This window comes from Streptomyces sp. NPDC002004, assembly GCF_053593975.1.
The window spans coordinates 38160-55182 of the sequence record NZ_JBSFDP010000028.1; the positions used below are offsets into that span (position 1 = coordinate 38160).

The window sequence follows — 17023 nt, forward strand, 5'->3', positions numbered from 1 at the left end:
GCGCCGCGTGTCCCTCGCGGCGCGCTCCTTCACGGGGGCGTAGCCCCTTCCAGCGGGCTCGGTCACCCGGCTCAGCCGGCGTTCTTGATCGCCGAGATGTCGAAGAGCAGCTTGATCTTGTCGGAGACGAGGACGCCGCCGGTCTCCAGCGCGGCGTTCCAGGTCAGACCCCACTCGGAGCGCAGGAGCTCGGCCCGGCCCTCGAAGCCGACGCGCTCGTTGCCGAACGGGTCCTTCGCGGAGCCGTTGAACTCCAGGTCGATGGTGAGCGGCTTGGTCACGCCGTGGATCGTCAGGTCGCCGGTGATGCGGTAGTCCTCGCCCAGGGCCTCGGCCTTGGTCGACCGGAACGTCATCGTCGGGAACTCCTCGGTGTGGAAGAAGTCCGCGCTCTTCAGATGGCCGTCACGGTCGGCGGAGCCGGTGTCGATGCTGTCCATCTTGACGTCGATGGAGGCGGTCGAGCGGGACGGGTCCGCCCCGTCCAGGTGCAGCGAGCCGGTGAAATCGAGGAAGGAACCCTTGACGTTGGTGACCATGGCGTGGCGTGCCACGAAGCCGAGGGCCGAGTGGGACGGGTCGATCGAGTAGTCACCGGTGAGGGCGGCGAGATCCGGGCTGACGGCGACCGGCGCGGTGGCGGTGGCGGTCTTCGTGTCGTTCCTGCGGCCGAAGAGACCCATGACGTGCTCCTTGGGGGACGCGCTACGGCCTTGCGCCGAAGCTGTTGAACCTTCAACGACATCGACGGTAAACCCATTCCGTACAAGTTTCAACCTTGAGCGATCCGTGGCGGAGCGACTACGCAGCGATGGGTCCCGTCGCCCTCTGGCAGACGCGCATGGATCTCGGGCACCATCTCCCTGCTCCGCCTGCTCCGCCTGCTCCGCCTGCTCCGCCTGCTCCGCCTGCTCCGCCTGCTCCGCCTGCTCCGCCTGCTCCGCCTGCTCCGCCTGCTCCGCCCGTACCGCCGTAACGGTCCCCAGCACGGTCACCAGCAGGAAGGACTCCCATGCGCCAGCGCAGCATCCTCCGCACGGTCCTGGCCGCTTTCACCCTCGTACTCGCCGCCCTCTTCGCCCCCGGGTTCGGAGTCGTCAGCGGCGCGACCGACGCCTTCGCCGTCACCAAGATCAGCCACGCCACCGCGACCTCGATGTTCCGGGACGTCGGGATCACCTGGTCGTCCTCCGGCAACTGCTCGGACCGGAACAACCCCACCTGCACGTCCTTCGACCAGCTCAACCTCGCCACCGCCCAGGGCGCCCAGACCCTGAAGCGGGCCAGCGGATGCGCCCTCGACATCACCGGCGGCACCGAGACCGGGCACGCGAGCGGCACGTACTCGCACTGGAACGGCTACAAGCTCGACTTCGCCAAGTACACCTGTGTCGGCAGCTACATCAAGAACACCTTCGGCTACATCGGGCTGCGGGGCGACGGAGCGCCGCAGTGGAAGTCCGGCTCCGGCAACATCTACGCGGACGAGGGCAGCCACTGGGACGTGACGTACTACAACTGCGGCGGCTGCTAGGGCCGGCTTGGACTTCCGGGTGGCGGTTCTTGGACTGCCGCTGTCCGGAAGGCCCAACTCCGTTGACCGGCCGGGGAGTACGCCGATACCCAGTCCCCATGTCGCGAAGATTCCTCCCCCACGGCCGGCTTCGGGAGCGCCGGGGCGCCTCCGGGGCGTGCGCGTTCCTCGCCGCCTCGTCCGCCGTGTTCGCCCTGGCGGTCACCGCGCCCCCGGCCACCGCGCTCCCCGTCGTATCGCCCGCCGCCTCCGCCGAGAGGGCGGAGGGGACCGTGATCGGCTCCGCCCGGCTCGCCGTCGCCGTGGCCGACGACTTCCCGCGCGTCCTGTCGTACACGGACCGCGCCACCGGCGCCCGCATCCTCGGCAGCACCCGGCCCGTCACCTCCGTCACGCTCAACGGCAAGGCGTACGACGTGCAGGCCAAGGGCTCCCCGCGGACCACGGCGTCGACGGCCGCGTACACCCTGACCTTCCCCGACCTGCCCGGAGTGGAGCTCGACGCGAAGCTGTCCGTCGCCGGGCGCGCCACGACGTTCAAGGTGACGGCCGTCCGCGACACCGGCACCTTCCGGGTCGGGACGATCGACATCCCGGGGCACGACCTCGTCTCCGTCGGCAGCACCGATGGCGGTGCCGCGACCGCCTTCACCCGCCTGAGCACCGACTCAACCGTCCCCACTGCCGACGTGTTCGCCGAGGTCACCGGGTCCACCGCCCCCGATGCCTCGCCCGTCGGGGCCTCCTACGCGATCGTCAACACCGGACGGCTCGCCGCCGCGGTCGAGTCCGACTCGGCGTACGACAAGCCGAGCGGCGCCACCGGAGGCGACCACGCCCGGTTCTGGCACCAGGCCCGCAAGGAGGCCGACGGCTCCACCCGGGTCGGCGTGTGGTCGGGGCAGTGGACCTACCGCGGTGACGGCGCGCCCGAGCCCGCCAAGGGCGACGACCTGCCCTGGGCGAAGGTCGTCGTCACTCCCGACGCCAACGACGACGGCACGGTGGACTGGCAGGACGGCGCCGTCGCCTTCCGCTCCATCGGGATCACCCCGCAGGGCGCCGGCCGGACGCCCGACCGGGTCATCACGCACATCCCGTTCAACTTCGCCAGCCAGGCCACGCACCCGTTCCTGCGCACCCTCGACGACGTCAAGCGGATCTCGCTCGCCACGGACGGGCTCGGCCAGCTGGCGCTGCTCAAGGGCTACCAGTCCGAGGGGCACGACTCGGCCCACCCCGACTACGGCGGCAACATCAACAAGCGTGCGGGCGGTCTGAAGGACCTGAACACGCTGTTGAGGAGCGGCCGCAAGTGGGGCGCCACCTTCGGTGCGCACGTGAACGCCACGGAGGCGTACCCCGTCGCACACCACTTCGACGACAAGCTCGTCGACAGCACCAAGCCGGGCTGGGACTGGCTCGACCAGAGCTACGCCATCGACCAGCGCCGTGACGTCGACAGCGGCGACCTCGCCCGCCGCCTCAAGGAACTCCGGGACGAGACGGACCCCAACCTCTCGCTGATCTACATCGACGTCTACTACACGCACGGGTGGACAGCCGAGCAGACCGCGAAGGCCGTACGGGAACAGGGCTGGGACCTCGGCACCGAGTGGAGCGACAAGTTCGAGCGGGAGTCCCTCTGGTCGCACTGGGCCAACGACCTGGACTACGGCGGGCCCGCCAACAAGGGCCTCAACTCGAAGATCATCCGGTTCATCCGCAACGGCGAGAAGGACGTCTGGAACAACGACCCCGTGCTCGGCCAGACCGCCATCGCCGAATTCGAGGGCTGGACCGGCGAGAACGACTGGAACGCCTTCTACGACAACGTCTGGCAGCGCGACCTGCCGGCCAAGTTCCTCCAGCACCAGCGGATCACCCGCTGGGACGGGAACGACATCACCTTCACGGGCGGGCTGCGCGGCACCGTCGAGGACGGCAGACGGACGTTCTACGACCACGGCCGCAAGGTCCTCGACGGCACCGCCTACCTGCTGCCCTGGGACGGCGGCAGCAAGCTCTACCACTACAACAAGACCGGCGGTACGACGAGTTGGGCGGTGTCCGGCACCTCCTACACCGTCTACAGGCTCACCGACAACGGCCGGGTGAAGACCGGCACGGTGCGCGCCGAGGGCGGCAGGGTCACGCTGAAGGCCGAGGCGAAGCAGCCCTATGTGCTCTACCCGGCGCACAGCACGCCCCGGGCCGTCGACCCGCACTGGGGCGAGGGGACCCCTGTCGCCGACCCCGGTTTCAACGACGCGGGGCTGCGCGCCTGGGACAGGACCGGCACGGTCCGGCGGGACACCGACGGCAACGGCCGCAACAGCGCCGCGCTGACCGGCGGCGCCGCGGCGGCCGTCGCACAGCGGGTGAGCGGACTGGAACCGGGCAAGCGGTACACCGCGTCCGCGTGGATCGAGATCGAGCCGGGCAAGGAGCGGCACACGACGCTGAGCGCCGGCGGCCGGTCGGTCGCCCTCGACCGGTCGACGCTGGATAACACCCTCGCGGCCAGTGACTGGCACAGCACGTACATGCAGCGGGTGAAGGTCGCCTTCACGGCACCCTCGAACGGCGCGACCACACTGGAGGTCCGGGCCGCCGGGGGGTCGGACGCGCGGGTGCGGGTCGACGACGTGCGGGTGGTCGCAGGAGCCCCGGCGGCCGAGCCGGGCACCGTCGTCTCCGAGGACTTCGAGCACGTCGACCAGGGCTGGGGCCCGTTCGTGAAGGGCGGCGGCGGAGGTGTCACCGATCCGCGCACCCACATCGCGCAGAAGCACGCCCCGTACACCCAGGCCGGCTGGAACGGGAAGCTCGTCGACGACGTCATCGACGGCGGCGAGTCCCTGAAGACCCACGAGGGCAACAACGGCCTCGTGTACCGCACCACCCCCGCCACCGTGCCCCTGAAGGCCGGACACGCCTACCGGGTCGCGTACGACTACCAGTCGAGCCATGCGGGTGCCTTCGAGTGGGTCACTGGCTACGACCGGATCGCCGGCGGCGAGGCGCGCAGCGTCGAGACCCGGCGCACCCCGATCGGGCAGCGGAGGACGACCGGGCACTTCTCGGAGGAGCTCACCGCAGGCTGCGGGGACACCTGGGTCGGACTGCGGATGCGGGACGACGCCCCGGACACGGCGGACTTCGTCCTCGACGACTTCACGGTCACCGATCTGGGTCCGGCACACGAGCAGCCGGCCTGCGCGACCCTGCGGCTCGATTCCGCCGCGGGCGCCCTGGAACCCGGTGCGGGGAACGAGGTCACGGCGACGTTCACCAACTACGAGGCGACCGCGGCCTCCGGCGTCTCCGTCGCCCTGAAGCTCCCCGACGGCTGGAAGGCCGAGCCGGACGGACCGGTCACCGTGGACTCCGTCGCACCGGGTGCGGAGGCCACCGCGACCTGGCGGGTGACGCCGCCCGTCGACGCCAGGTATCAGGCGTACACGCTGAGCTCCGAGGCCGACTACAGCGTGGACGGCAGCAAGCGCTCGCTGTCCGCCGACACGACGGTCCGCACCCTCCCGCCGCCGCCCACGGCGGACTCCTGGGCGAGCGACCTCGACTGGGTGAGCGCCGACAACGGCTGGGGGCCGGTCGAGCGCGACCTCTCCAACGGCGAACAGGGCGGCGGTGACGGTGCCCCGCTGAAGATCGGCACGGAGTCGTACGCCAAGGGGCTCGGCATGCACGCGCCTGCCAGGGTGCGGTACTACCTCGGCGGCCGGTGCGCCTCGCTGACGGCCGAGGTCGGTGTGGACGAGGAGGAGAGGACGAGCGGCAGCGTCCGGTTCAGCGTGCTCGCGGACGGTGCCGAGAAGGTGAGGTCGCCCGTGCTCAGGGGGACGGACGGCCCCTGGTCGCTGAGCGCCGACACCGGCGGCGCGAAGTACGTCGACCTGGTGGTCGACGACGGCGGCGACGGCAGCGGCAACGACCACGCGGACTGGGGGAACGCCCGCTTCCACTGCGGGGGTTGAGCCTCCGCGCGATCGCTGCGAAAGGCCCCGCCGTTCTGCGGCGGGGCCTTTCGTCTCCTCCTCCGCCCGAGGTGTAGACAGCGCTTTCTATCGCCTGATAGGTCATGCCCATGACTCCGAACCGCCGCACGTTCCTCATCGCCGCGGCCGTCGCCGCGGGTGTGCCCCTGCTCGGCGCCACCGGCGCCGCACATGCGGCCGCGCCCCGACCGGCCGATGCCGACGATGCCTACGACGCCCTTCGGCAGCGCTGGCTGGAGATCGCGCTCGGCACCGGCTACGACGCGTCCGCCGAGCCCTACGCCTCCCGCCTCAAGGAGACCGGCGACCTCGCCCGCGGCTTCCGCGCCACCATGGCGCCCACCCCGGACTCGCTGTGGCCCGGCTACGCCTTCGACCCGCCCGCGGGCATCACCCAGAGCTACACCCGGCTGTGGACGATGACCCAGGCCTACGTCCAGCAGGGCACCGGACTCACCGGGGACCCCGGACTCCTCGCGGACGTGGTGCGCGGTCTCGACCACCTCGCCGCCGCCGTCTACCACGCGTCGACCACCCCCTACGGCAACTGGTGGGAGTGGCAGATCGGCAGCCCCCGCCTGCTGATGGACATCGTCGCGGCGCTGTACGACGAGCTCACCGACGACCGGCGCGCCGCCGCCTTCGCCGCCGTCGACCACTTCGTCCCCGACTCCGTGCTCGCCGGCTACAGCGGCACGTCCACCGGCGCCAACCGCGTCGACCTGTGCCGGTCCGTCGTACTGCGCGGCATCCTCGGCCGCGCACCCGGCAAGATCGAACTCGCCCGCGACGCGCTCTCCCCGGTCTTCCCCTACGTCACCGAGGGCGACGGGCTCTACGCCGACGGATCCTTCGTCCAGCACACCTGGATCGCCTACTCGGGGACGTACGGGCAGGTCATGCTCGACGGACTCGGACGGCTCTTCGGATTGCTCGCGGGGTCGCAGTGGGCCGTCACCGACCCGGGCCGGCAGGTCATCCTCGACAGCGTCGAGCACGCCTACGCTCCGCTCGTCCTCGACGGCCTGGTGATGGACAGCGTCAACGGCCGTGCCATCAGCAGGGGATACCTGAAGGCCGACGACCGCCACGTCATGCGCTCCGACCACTTCCACGGACAGGGCCTCATCGCGGCGATGGCCCTGCTCGCGGACGGGGCGAGCACGGCCGAACGAGAGCGGTGGCACGCCAGGATCAAGGGCTGGATCGAACGGGACACGGTCACGCCGATCCTCGGCGCACCGCAGTTCGGCGTCGCCGACCTGGCCCGGCTGCACGCCGTCGCCGCCTCCCCTGCGCCGGCCGCGCCCGAACCCGTCGGGCACCGGCTCTTCGCCGCCATGGACCGGGCCGTGCACCGGGCCCCCGGCTTCGCCGCCGGCATCTCGATGTCCTCGGAGCGGATCGCGTACTACGAGTGCGGCAACGGCGAGAACCCGCGCGGCTGGCACACCGGCGCCGGGATGCTCACCTGGTGGGCGAAGGGCGTCCCGAGCGACCAGTACACCGACTGGTTCTGGCCGACCGTCGACTGGTACCGGCTGCCGGGCACCACCGTGTCCACCAAGCGGCTCGCCGACAGGGAGGGCGGCGAGTGGGGCGCGGCCAGACCACCCGTGCAGTGGGTCGGCGGCGTCACCGACGGCGTGTACGCGGCGATCGGGCAGGAGGTCAAGGGGCTCTCCTCGACGCTGCGGGCCCACAAGTCGTGGTTCTGCGCCGACGACGCGATCGTGTGCCTCGGCGCGGGGATCACCGCCACCGACGGGGTGCCCGTCGAGACCGTCGTCGACAACCGCAACCTCGGCGAGGGCGGCACCCAGGCCTTCACCACCGACGGCCGCGACCGGCCCCGCTGGGCGCATCTGGAGGGCCACGGCGGCTGGGTCCTCCCCGGCGGAGCCGCACTGCACACCCTGCGCGAGGACCGCACCGGCGCCTGGTCCGACATCAACACCACCAGCACCACCGAGCGCCGTACCCGCCGCTGGCAGACCCTGTGGCTCGACCACGGCACCGACCCCACCGACGCCACGTATGCCTACGTGCTGATGCCCGGCGCCTCACGGCGGGCCGTCGCGGAGCGGGCCGCCGATCGGCACTGGCTCACCGTGCTCGCCAACGACGGCGCCTGCCAGGCCGTCGCCATCGCCTCGCGCGGCCTGACCGCGGCCAACTTCCGCCGTGCCGGTACGGCGGGCCCGCTCACCGCGTCCGCGCCCGCGAGCGTGCTCGTACGGCGCGGGGGGCGCACCGCCACCCTCGTGGTGAGCGAGCCGCCGCGCACCGGGCGGCCCGTGGAGATCGTCTGGGACCGGCCGGTGCACCGGGTCACCGCCCATGACGCATCGGTCGAGATACTCGAAACGGGCCGTAGGCTTCGGCTGCGCGTCACTCCGGGGGATGCCTGTGTAAGCCATCGGTGTGAGTTGGCCATCGGATGACGAACACCCTCATGATTGTGTGACCTATACAAAGCCAAAGGGCCTTGAGCAGTCACATGGGCTGCACAGCGCCGCGGTTCTGTTCGGGGGTACCAGGAAAACGGGCCGGAGACTGTACGGAGTCGACGGCCCGTTTTCCTTGGTGGGCTTCGTAAGGTCGCTACATGACCGTTTTGGACGAGACCGCTTCACCCGGGGGCGAACCCACCGATGCGCGGGGCCGCGTCGCCGAACTGCACGCGATCCGTGCCGACGCCGTGCGCGGACCGAGCGAGAAGGCGACCGAGGCGCAGCACGCCAAGGGCAAGCTGACCGCACGCGAGCGCATCGAGCTGCTGCTGGACCCGGGCTCGTTCAACGAGGTCGAGCAGCTGCGCCGGCACCGGGCCACCGGCTTCGGCCTGGAGGCCAAGAAGCCGTACACCGACGGTGTCATCACCGGCTGGGGCACCGTCGAGGGCCGCACGGTCTTCGTGTACGCCCACGACTTCCGGATCTTCGGCGGTGCGCTGGGCGAGGCCCACGCCACGAAGATCCACAAGATCATGGACATGGCCATCGCGGCCGGTGCCCCGCTGGTCTCCCTGAACGACGGCGCCGGCGCCCGTATCCAGGAGGGCGTCAGCGCACTCGCCGGCTACGGCGGCATCTTCCAGCGCAACACCCGGGCCTCGGGCGTCATCCCGCAGATCAGCGTGATGCTCGGCCCGTGCGCGGGCGGCGCCGCGTACAGCCCGGCCCTCACGGACTTCGTGTTCATGGTCCGCGACACCTCGCAGATGTTCATCACCGGACCCGACGTGGTCAAGGCGGTGACCGGCGAGGAGATCACGCAGAACGGCCTCGGCGGCGCGGACGTGCACGCCGAGACCTCCGGCGTGGCGCACTTCGCGTACGACGACGAGGAGACCTGCATCGCCGAGGTGCGGTACCTGCTGTCGCTGCTGCCGCAGAACAACCGCGAGAACCCGCCCGTCGTCGACTCCGAGGACCCCGCCGACCGGCGCTCGGACGTCCTGCTGGACCTGGTCCCGGCCGACGGGAACCGCCCCTACGACATGGCCAAGGTCATCGAGGAGCTCGTCGACGACGGCGACTACCTCGAGGTGCACGAGCGCTGGGCGCGCAACATCATCTGCGCGCTGGCCCGTCTGGACGGCCAGGTCGTCGGCATCATCGCCAACCAGCCGCAGACCCTCGCCGGTGTGCTGGACATCGAGGCCAGTGAAAAAGCTGCGCGCTTCGTCCAGATGTGCGACGCTTTCAACATTCCGATCGTCACCCTGCTGGACGTCCCGGGCTTCCTGCCGGGTGTCGATCAGGAGCACGGCGGAATCATCCGGCACGGAGCGAAGCTGCTCTACGCATACTGCAACGCGACCGTGCCGAGGATCTCGCTGATCCTGCGCAAGGCCTACGGCGGCGCGTACATCGTGATGGACAGCCAGTCCATCGGTGCCGACCTCACCTACGCCTGGCCGACCAACGAGATCGCGGTGATGGGCGCCGAAGGTGCCGCCAATGTCATCTTCCGCCGGCAGATCGCCGAGGCCGAGGACCCCGAGGCCATGCGCGCCCGCATGGTCAAGGAGTACAAGGCCGAGCTCATGCACCCGTACTACGCGGCCGAGCGCGGCCTGGTCGACGACGTGATCGACCCCGCCGAAACCCGCGAGGTCCTCATCCGGTCCCTTGCGATGCTGCGCACCAAGCACGCCGACCTGCCGTCCCGCAAGCACGGCAACCCCCCGCAGTGACCCTGCGACTGGCTTCTCTCACGGAGACGACACGCCCATGAGCACGAGCACCCCTGCCGGTACGACCCCGGCACAGCCCGCTTCGCAGCCCTCCTCGACGTCCGGTGACTTCCTCCGGGTGGAGAAGGGCCACGCGGAGCCGGAGGAGCTCGCGGCGATAACCGCGATCCTCCTCGCCCGCGCCGCCGCCCGCCCCGCCGAGGTCGCCACCACAGGCGGTCACTCGAAGGCCGGCTGGCGCCGCCTCGAACGCACGCCGGGCTTCCGCGCCCCGCACAGCTGGCAGGGCTGAGCCCCGTCGCACACGTCAGGTCCCGGTTCCCCAGGGGGAGCCGGGACCTTTGTGTTCCGCCGCCCGGGCCGGGGGAGGGGCTCGCACGCACCGCGTCCCGCTCGCACGTCGAAGGCCCCGCCACTCCCGGAGGAGTGGCGGGGCCTTCGACGTCGTCGCCGGGGCGGGCCGCCTAGCGGAGGCGGGCCATGAGGGCGTGCTCGACCAGCGTGATCAGCGCGCTCTTGGCGTCCGCGCGGTGGCGGGCGTCGGTGGTGATGATCGGGGTGTCGGGGCCGATCTGCAGGGCCTCGCGTACTTCGTCGGGGTTGTACGGCTGGTGTCCGTCGAAGCCGTTGAGGGCGATGACGAAGGGCAGGCCGGAGTTCTCGAAGTAGTCGACCGCGGGGAAGCAGTCGGCGAGGCGGCGGGTGTCGACGAGGACCACGGCGCCGATGGCGCCGCGTACCAGGTCGTCCCACATGAACCAGAAGCGGTCCTGGCCGGGTGTACCGAAGAGGTACAGGATCAGGTCCTGGTCGAGCGTGATGCGGCCGAAGTCCATGGCCACCGTGGTGGTGGTCTTGTCCCCGGTGTGCGTGAGGTCGTCGATGCCGGCAGAGGCCGACGTCATGACGGCTTCGGTGCGCAGCGGGTTGATCTCCGAGACCGCGCCGACGAACGTGGTCTTGCCCACGCCGAAGCCGCCCGCCACCACGATCTTCGCGCTGGTGGTCGACCGGGCGGATCCGCCGTTAGAGCTTGCGAAGTCCACTGAGCACCCTTTCGAGCAGTGTCACGTCTGGCTGGCCGCCGGCGTTCTCGTCGCCGCCGGGCTGATGGATGGCAACCAGGCCCGCCTCCGCCAAGTCGGCGACGAGAATCCTGGCCACGCCGAGGGGAATCGTCAGCAGCGCCGAGATTTCGGCGACCGACTTGATCTCACGGCAGAGGTTGCAGATCCGCTGATGCTCGGGCAGTTGGCCCTGCATCTGATGCGGCTGCGCGGTGGTGTGCACCAGCGCCTCGATGGCGAGCTGGTACCGCGGCCTGGTCCGACCGCCCGTCATGGCGTACGGACGCACCAGGGGGTTGTTCGCAGACCCGGCGGGCGCCGGCTCGGGTGTGCGTCGCTGTGGCTGCACCGGCTGGATCCGAGGTGCGGACGGCTGGTCGTACGGCCCCGGCTGCCGCTGCGGCGGCGGGTTGTACGCGGGACGCCTTCCGCTCGGCGCGGAGGGAAAGTTGTACCGGTTCTGCGAACCGTCAGCCTGACCGTGGCCCTGACCCTGGTCCTGGTGGTCCTGACCATGACCGTAGGGCCAGTTGGCCGACGACGAACCATGTGGGGGTGTTGCCACGACTTCCTCCTCCGACTGTGCCGGGCACCATCGCTGTGATGCCGCGTCCCGAAACCTTACGGCCACGGGACGCGAGTACGCACCGTTCGTTAGTTAGTTGAGAAGGCTTCCTTGGAGCTCCGCACGAAGATCCGGGGTGAGGACCGAGCCCGCCCGGTCCACCAGGAGCGCCATCTCGTACCCGATGAGACCGATGTCCGCTTCGGGGTGTGCGAGTACGGCGAGAGAGGAACCGTCGGAGATGGACATGATGAAGAGGAATCCTCGCTCCATCTCCACAACGGTCTGGTTCACGCTTCCGCCCTCGAAGATGCGGGACGCGCCCGCGGTCAGCGAGGTCAGACCGGAGGCGACTGCCGCCAGCTGATCGGCGCGGTCGCGCGGGAACCCTTCGGACATCGCCAGAAGGAGTCCGTCGGCGGAGACCACCACCGTGTGGGACACCCCGGGGGTGTTGTCCACGAAGTTGGTGATCAACCAGTTCAGGTTCTGTGCCGCCTGGCTCATCGGGCTCACACTAACGCTCCTGGTTGTAGGTGCTTTCAGGACCGAAGCCCTGGCCGTTCGTGTCACTACCTGCGGTGCGTCCCCGCTGTACGCCGCGGCGCAGGTTGCTCAGCCTGCCCCGGACGTCCTCGGGGGCGCGGGAGACCTGGGGGCCGCCCTGCGGGGTCTCTGCTGCGGTGCCCGAGACCAGATTGGCCTTGGGAACCCGTCGCGGCAGGCCGGAAGCAGTGACCCCGCCCGCCTTGGGCTTCCGCAGCTGCTCGGCGCGCTGCCACCGCTCGTCGTTGGCCGAGCGCCAGTCGCCTTCGTCGCTGCCGGCGTCCGCGGACTGACCCTGGTCCGCCGGCTGCTGCCGGCCGGTGTCCCGACCGGTGTCGGCCTGCCGACCGGAGTCCGTCTGCCACTGCTGACGGCCGGTGGGGGCGCTCGCCGGGCCGGCGGCGGAGCCGCGGCGCGGAAGGCCGGCGTCGGTCAGCCGGTGGGTGCTCGGGGTCGCGTCCGGACGGTCGAAGCCTACGCGCTCCTGCTCGGCCGCGTCAGCGCCCGGACCGGATTCCGGATCCGCAGCGTACTCGCCCCGGTAGGTCTCCTGGTACCCGTCCCGAGACGGCCACTCCTGCTGGTGGGAGCGCTCGTCGTAGCCGTTGTACGACTCCTGCGCACCCGCGGCGAGGTCCTGCTGAGGCGCCTCCGCATACGCGGTGTCCGAGTAGCCGCCCTGCGGCGCGTAGTACTGGTCGTCGTACGCGTTCGAGCGGTCGCCGCCGTACGTGTCCGTGCGTCCGCCGTCGTACGCCGTCGGCTGGTTGCCGTACGCGGTGCCCTGCTCGTCGTACGCCGTCCGCTGGTCGTACGCGGCCTGGCGGTCGTCGTATGCGGACTGCGGCTCGTCGTAGCCCTGCTGGGCCGCCTCGTCGCGGAACATCCCGTGTTCGTCGGTCTCGGGCTGGCCGACGGTCTGTGCCTCCAGGGCCTGACGGCGCCCCTCGCGCATCAGCGAGCGGCCGACGGGGTCGAGGTCCCGGATGTCGTCCGGTATCTCGTAGCGGCTGTCGTCGAAGCCGAGCTCGGCGGCCGTGCGCAGCGGCGGGGCCTCGTACGTGTCCTGCTGCGGGATCATCGACGACACGGTGAAATCGTCGCCCTGCGGGAGCTGTTCGCCGCCACCGCCGTGCGTGATCGCGTCCGGCAGCATGACCAGCGAGGTCGTACCGGCCTGCTCGCCCGAGGGGCGCAGCTGGACGCGGATGCTGTGCCGGTCGGCGAGGCGGCCGACCACGAAGAGGCCCATGTGCTGGGAGATCGCCACGTCCACGGTGGGCGGGTTGGCCAGCTTGTGGTTGAGCTCCGCGAAGTCCTCGGCGGCCAGGCCGATGCCCTTGTCGTGGATCTCGACCATCACACGGCCGTCGGGCAGACGGGTCGCGGTGACGCGGACCTTGGTCTGCGGCGAGGAGAACGTGGTGGCGTTCTCCAGCAGCTCGGACAGCAGGTGCACGAGGTCGGTCACGGCGCGGCCGTGGATGTCGGCCTCGGGGACACCCGACAGCTCGATGCGCTCGTACTGCTCCACCTCGGAGGAGGCGGCGCGGAGTACGTCGACGAGGGGCACCGGCTGGTCCCAGCGGCGGCCCGGCTCCTCGCCGGCGAGGATCAGGAGGTTCTCGCCGTTGCGGCGCATACGCGTCGCGAGGTGGTCCAGGCGGAAGAGGTTCTCCAGCTGGTCCGGGTCGGCCTCGTTGTTCTCCAGGTCGGTGATCAGGGTCAGCTGGCCCTCGATCAGGGACTGGTTGCGGCGCGACAGGTTGGTGAAGATCGCGTTGATGTTGCCCCGCAGCAGGGCCTGCTCGGAGGCGAGCCGGACAGCCTCGCGGTGGACCTGGTCGAAGGCGCGGGCGACCTCGCCGATCTCGTCCGTGGAGGTGATCGGGATGGGCTGCACACGGGTGTCGACGCGGCCGGGCTCGGTGCGCGACAGCTGGTCGACCAGCATCGGCAGGCGCTGCTCGGCGATACCGAAGGCCGCGGTACGCAGCTGGCGCATCGAGCGGCTCATCTGGCGGGCCATGAGCCCGGCCAGGATGAACGCGGCGAGCAGGGCGACGATCACGACGGCGCTGGTGGTGTACGTGGACCGCTGGGCGTCATCGGCGATGCCCGCGGCCTCGTTCACGGCCTTGTCGGCGAGATTGGACTCGATCTGGCGGTACGCGTCGAACTTGGCGGTGTTGACCGCCCACCAGCTCTCCTTGGTGATGCCCTGCTGGGCGAGGGCGACGCGGGCGCTCGGCTGCGTCGACGGCAGCGCGGACAGGCCCAGGACCATGCTCTGCGCGGACGGCGGCGGCACGAAGGGCTGGCCCTTGGCCTTGGCGGCGGCGGCCGCGTCCTCGGCGTGCTTCTTGCCGTCGGCCTTCAGCTTGGCGATGGCCGCCTGGAGGTTCTGGTTGTCCTGCTCGGTACCACCGGACTTGTACTCCTCGATGGCGATGCCCTCGAGGTAGGCGTACGAGCTGAGCGCCACGCGCTGCTTGTTGAGGCTCTTGGCGTCCGTGCCGGGCTTGACCAGCAGGTGCATACCGATGGAGCGCTCCAGCGACAGCGCGGCCTTGGACAGGGAGATGGCGTAGACGGTACGGCCGTAGCTGGTGATGTTGCCGGTACCGAGACCGAGCTCGTTGGCGAACTCCATCAGCGGGTGCTGGATCTGGACGTAGCCCTCTTCGGTCTGCACACCGTTCAGGCGCGAGGTGTAGGCGACCTGGCGCAGGCTCTGCAGGCCCGGCTCGACCTTGCGGAAGGCGGCCAGACGGCGCTTGAGGCCTTCCTTCTGCGGCATCTGGTCGGCGGCCTTGTCGAAGTTCGTCGCGGCCGCGTCGGTGGCCTTGCGGGCGTTCACGACGGCCGGGTCGGTCCGCCTGCCCTTGAGCAGCGGCTCCGCGGTGATGTCGCGTTCCTCGATGAGGGCCTGCCCGTAGGCGAGCGACGCCTGCACGAGGCGGGCGGTCTTCTCGGCGTCCTGGGCCTCGTTCCAGGTGTCGATGGAGCTCTTCACCTGGAAGCCGCCCATGACAAGGCCGACCAGCACGGGTATGAGCAGGATCGCGTTCAGCTTGGCCGGCACCCGCCAGTTCCGGGGGGTGAACTTGCCCCCGGCCGGAGGCAGCTGCTCGGATCCGGGCGCCTGCGCGGGTGACGCCGCCGCCCGGGGCGGCGGGGTGAAGTTGCCCCGCGCCGACGGCTCGGGACTGCTCTTGCTTCGCCTCACTCGACCAACAACCTCTCGGCGTCGGCACCAACCTTGTGCCGCTGGATCTCCGTGCCCTTGTCTACTGGGCAGTTCTGCGCATTCCAGCACGTCAGGCGGTGCTCTTCCAAACAGTGGGAAGTTGAAGTTCCAAGGGCTTCAGGCCCCGAAAAGCGCCAGATAAAACGGTCATAAAGAGCGAGCCCCGCCAAAAGGCGGGGCTGTTGTGCGCGCAGCGGGTTCGGCCGAGCGCGACGCGTGGCGGCGGCGCCGGAATTCTCTGTCGAAACGTTATGAACACCGGAGCCGACCGTGTCAAACGACACAGTCGGCCCCGGCGACCGGCTACGACAACTTCCGTATGCCGGGCCGTACTTGAGTGCTAGCGAAGCCGGGCCATGAGGGCGTGCTCGACCAGCGTGATCAGCGCGCTCTTGGCGTCCGCGCGGTGGCGGGCGTCCGTGGTGATGATGGGTGCGTCCGGGCCGATCTGCAGGGCCTCGCGTACTTCGTCGGGGTTGTACGGCTGGTGTCCGTCGAAGCCGTTGAGGGCGATGACGAAGGGCAGGCCGGAGTTCTCGAAGTAGTCGACCGCGGGGAAGCAGTCGGCGAGGCGGCGGGTGTCGACGAGGACCACGGCGCCGATGGCGCCGCGTACCAGGTCGTCCCACATGAACCAGAAGCGGTCCTGGCCGGGTGTACCGAAGAGGTACAGGATCAGGTCCTGGTCGAGCGTGATGCGGCCGAAGTCCATGGCCACCGTGGTGGTGGTCTTGTCCCCGGTGTGCGTGAGGTCGTCGATGCCGGCGCTCGCGGACGTCATGACGGCTTCGGTGCGCAGCGGGTTGATCTCCGAGACGGCGCCGACGAACGTGGTCTTGCCCACGCCGAAGCCGCCGGCCACCACGATCTTCGCGGAGGTCGTCGAACGCCCTCCGTCAGAGCTTGCGAAGTCCACTGAGCACCCTTTCGAGCAGTGTCACATCCGGCGCACCGCCGGCGTTCTCGTCGCCGCCGGGCTGGTGGATGGCGACGAGTCCGGCCTCGGCCAGGTCTGCGACCAGGATCCGGGCCACACCCAGCGGCATCTGCAGCAGGGCCGAAACCTCCGCCACCGACTTGACCTCGCGGCACAGGTGGCAGATCCGCTGGTGCTCGGGGAGCAGCCCCATCATCTGGGCCGGGTCCGCGGTGGTGCTCACCAGTGCCTCTATGGCGAGCTGGTACCGCGGCCGGGTCCGGCCACCGGTCATCGCGTAGGGACGCACCAGTGGCTGGTCGCCCTCATGTCCGTATGCCGCATGGTGAGCGGCACCATACGGATCGTGAGAGGCGGTGGGCGGGGTCATGAATCCTCCGGGCGGGACAGCAAGGTGTCGGCGTGCCGTCTGTCTGAGCCGGTGGGGGGAGTGTGATGACGGCCGGACGCTTGGTCGGTTCGTTCGGTCGAATGCAGCGGGCGTGGGGTCAGTGCAGCAGGCTGCCCTGCAGCTCGGCGCGCAGGTCTGGGGTGAGGACCGCGCCCGCGCGGTCGACCAGCAGCGCCATCTCGTAGCCGACGAGGCCGATGTCGCACTCCGGGTGGGCGAGCACCGCGAGCGACGAGCCGTCGGAGATGGACATGATGAACAGGAACCCCCGCTCCATCTCGACGACGGTCTGGTTCACGTCACCGCCCTCGAAGATGCGGGACGCACCCGCGGTCAGCGAGGTCAGACCGGAGGCCACGGCCGCCAGCTGGTCGGCGCGGTCGCGCGGGAACCCTTCGGACATCGCCAGAAGGAGTCCGTCGGCGGACACGACGACGGTGTGGGACACCCCGGGGGTGTTGTCCACGAAGTTGGTGATCAACCAGTTGAGGTTCTGTGCCGCCTGGCTCATCG

13 protein-coding genes are annotated in these 17023 nt (G+C 70.3%); 5 read left to right on the forward strand and 8 right to left on the reverse strand.

Going from position 1 to position 17023, the window contains the following annotated elements:
• Positions 1-71 precede the first annotated feature (71 nt).
• Entirely contained in the window at positions 72-683 is a 612-nt protein-coding gene (locus ACWCP6_RS29035) for a YceI family protein (RefSeq protein ID WP_450935538.1), read from the reverse strand.
• 329 nt (positions 684-1012) lie between these two features.
• On the opposite strand from ACWCP6_RS29035, the gene ACWCP6_RS29040 reads away from it, so the two are divergent.
• From ACWCP6_RS29040 to ACWCP6_RS29060, 5 genes are all read left to right on the forward strand, one after another.
• Positions 1013-1534 carry a hypothetical protein gene (locus ACWCP6_RS29040; protein WP_450935539.1) on the forward strand — a complete coding sequence of 174 codons (522 nt, stop codon included), beginning with the start codon at positions 1013-1015 and terminating at the stop codon, positions 1532-1534.
• Positions 1535-1632: 98 nt separating this feature from the next.
• A complete protein-coding gene (locus tag ACWCP6_RS29045; RefSeq protein WP_450935540.1) occupies positions 1633-5532 on the forward strand; it encodes an endo-alpha-N-acetylgalactosaminidase family protein in 3900 nt (1299 codons plus the stop codon).
• Between the two features lie 110 nt (positions 5533-5642).
• A complete protein-coding gene (locus ACWCP6_RS29050) occupies positions 5643-7997 on the forward strand; it encodes a polysaccharide lyase 8 family protein (RefSeq protein WP_450935541.1) in 2355 nt (784 codons plus the stop codon).
• 164 nt (positions 7998-8161) lie between these two features.
• Positions 8162-9754 carry an acyl-CoA carboxylase subunit beta gene (locus tag ACWCP6_RS29055; protein WP_450935542.1) on the forward strand — a complete coding sequence of 531 codons (1593 nt, stop codon included), beginning with the start codon at positions 8162-8164 and terminating at the stop codon, positions 9752-9754.
• A gap of 37 nt (positions 9755-9791) precedes the next feature.
• Positions 9792-10046, forward strand: coding sequence for an acyl-CoA carboxylase subunit epsilon (locus tag ACWCP6_RS29060; RefSeq protein ID WP_450935543.1), 255 nt, complete (start codon positions 9792-9794; stop codon positions 10044-10046).
• A 172-nt stretch (positions 10047-10218) separates the two neighbouring features.
• On the opposite strand, the gene ACWCP6_RS29065 is transcribed toward ACWCP6_RS29060, so the two are convergent.
• The 7 genes from ACWCP6_RS29065 to ACWCP6_RS29095 all read right to left on the reverse strand — a co-directional run bounded on the left by ACWCP6_RS29065 (position 10219) and on the right by ACWCP6_RS29095 (position 17021).
• Complete coding sequence (locus ACWCP6_RS29065) at positions 10219-10800, reverse strand: GTP-binding protein (RefSeq protein WP_450935544.1); 582 nt, start codon at positions 10798-10800, stop codon at positions 10219-10221.
• Complete coding sequence (locus tag ACWCP6_RS29070; RefSeq protein ID WP_450935545.1) at positions 10781-11386, reverse strand: DUF742 domain-containing protein; 606 nt, start codon at positions 11384-11386, stop codon at positions 10781-10783. Before ACWCP6_RS29070 ends, ACWCP6_RS29065 begins: the two co-directional genes overlap by 20 nt.
• A 93-nt stretch (positions 11387-11479) precedes the next feature.
• Positions 11480-11893: a roadblock/LC7 domain-containing protein gene (locus ACWCP6_RS29075; RefSeq protein WP_039658182.1), complete on the reverse strand. Its 414-nt coding sequence runs from the start codon at positions 11891-11893 to the stop codon at positions 11480-11482.
• A 10-nt stretch (positions 11894-11903) separates the two neighbouring features.
• Positions 11904-15161 (reverse strand): nitrate- and nitrite sensing domain-containing protein, encoded by a 3258-nt coding sequence (locus ACWCP6_RS29080; protein ID WP_450935546.1) that lies wholly within the window; start codon positions 15159-15161, stop codon positions 11904-11906.
• A gap of 361 nt (positions 15162-15522) precedes the next feature.
• Positions 15523-16098: a GTP-binding protein gene (locus ACWCP6_RS29085; RefSeq protein WP_450935547.1), complete on the reverse strand. Its 576-nt coding sequence runs from the start codon at positions 16096-16098 to the stop codon at positions 15523-15525.
• The gene (locus ACWCP6_RS29090; protein ID WP_450935548.1) at positions 16079-16489 is read right to left on the reverse strand and encodes a DUF742 domain-containing protein; all 411 of its coding nucleotides are present in this window, start codon (positions 16487-16489) and stop codon (positions 16079-16081) included. Before ACWCP6_RS29090 ends, ACWCP6_RS29085 begins: the two co-directional genes overlap by 20 nt.
• Before the next feature lie 118 nt (positions 16490-16607).
• The gene (locus ACWCP6_RS29095) at positions 16608-17021 is read right to left on the reverse strand and encodes a roadblock/LC7 domain-containing protein (RefSeq protein WP_450935581.1); all 414 of its coding nucleotides are present in this window, start codon (positions 17019-17021) and stop codon (positions 16608-16610) included.
• Positions 17022-17023: the final 2 nt, after the last annotated feature.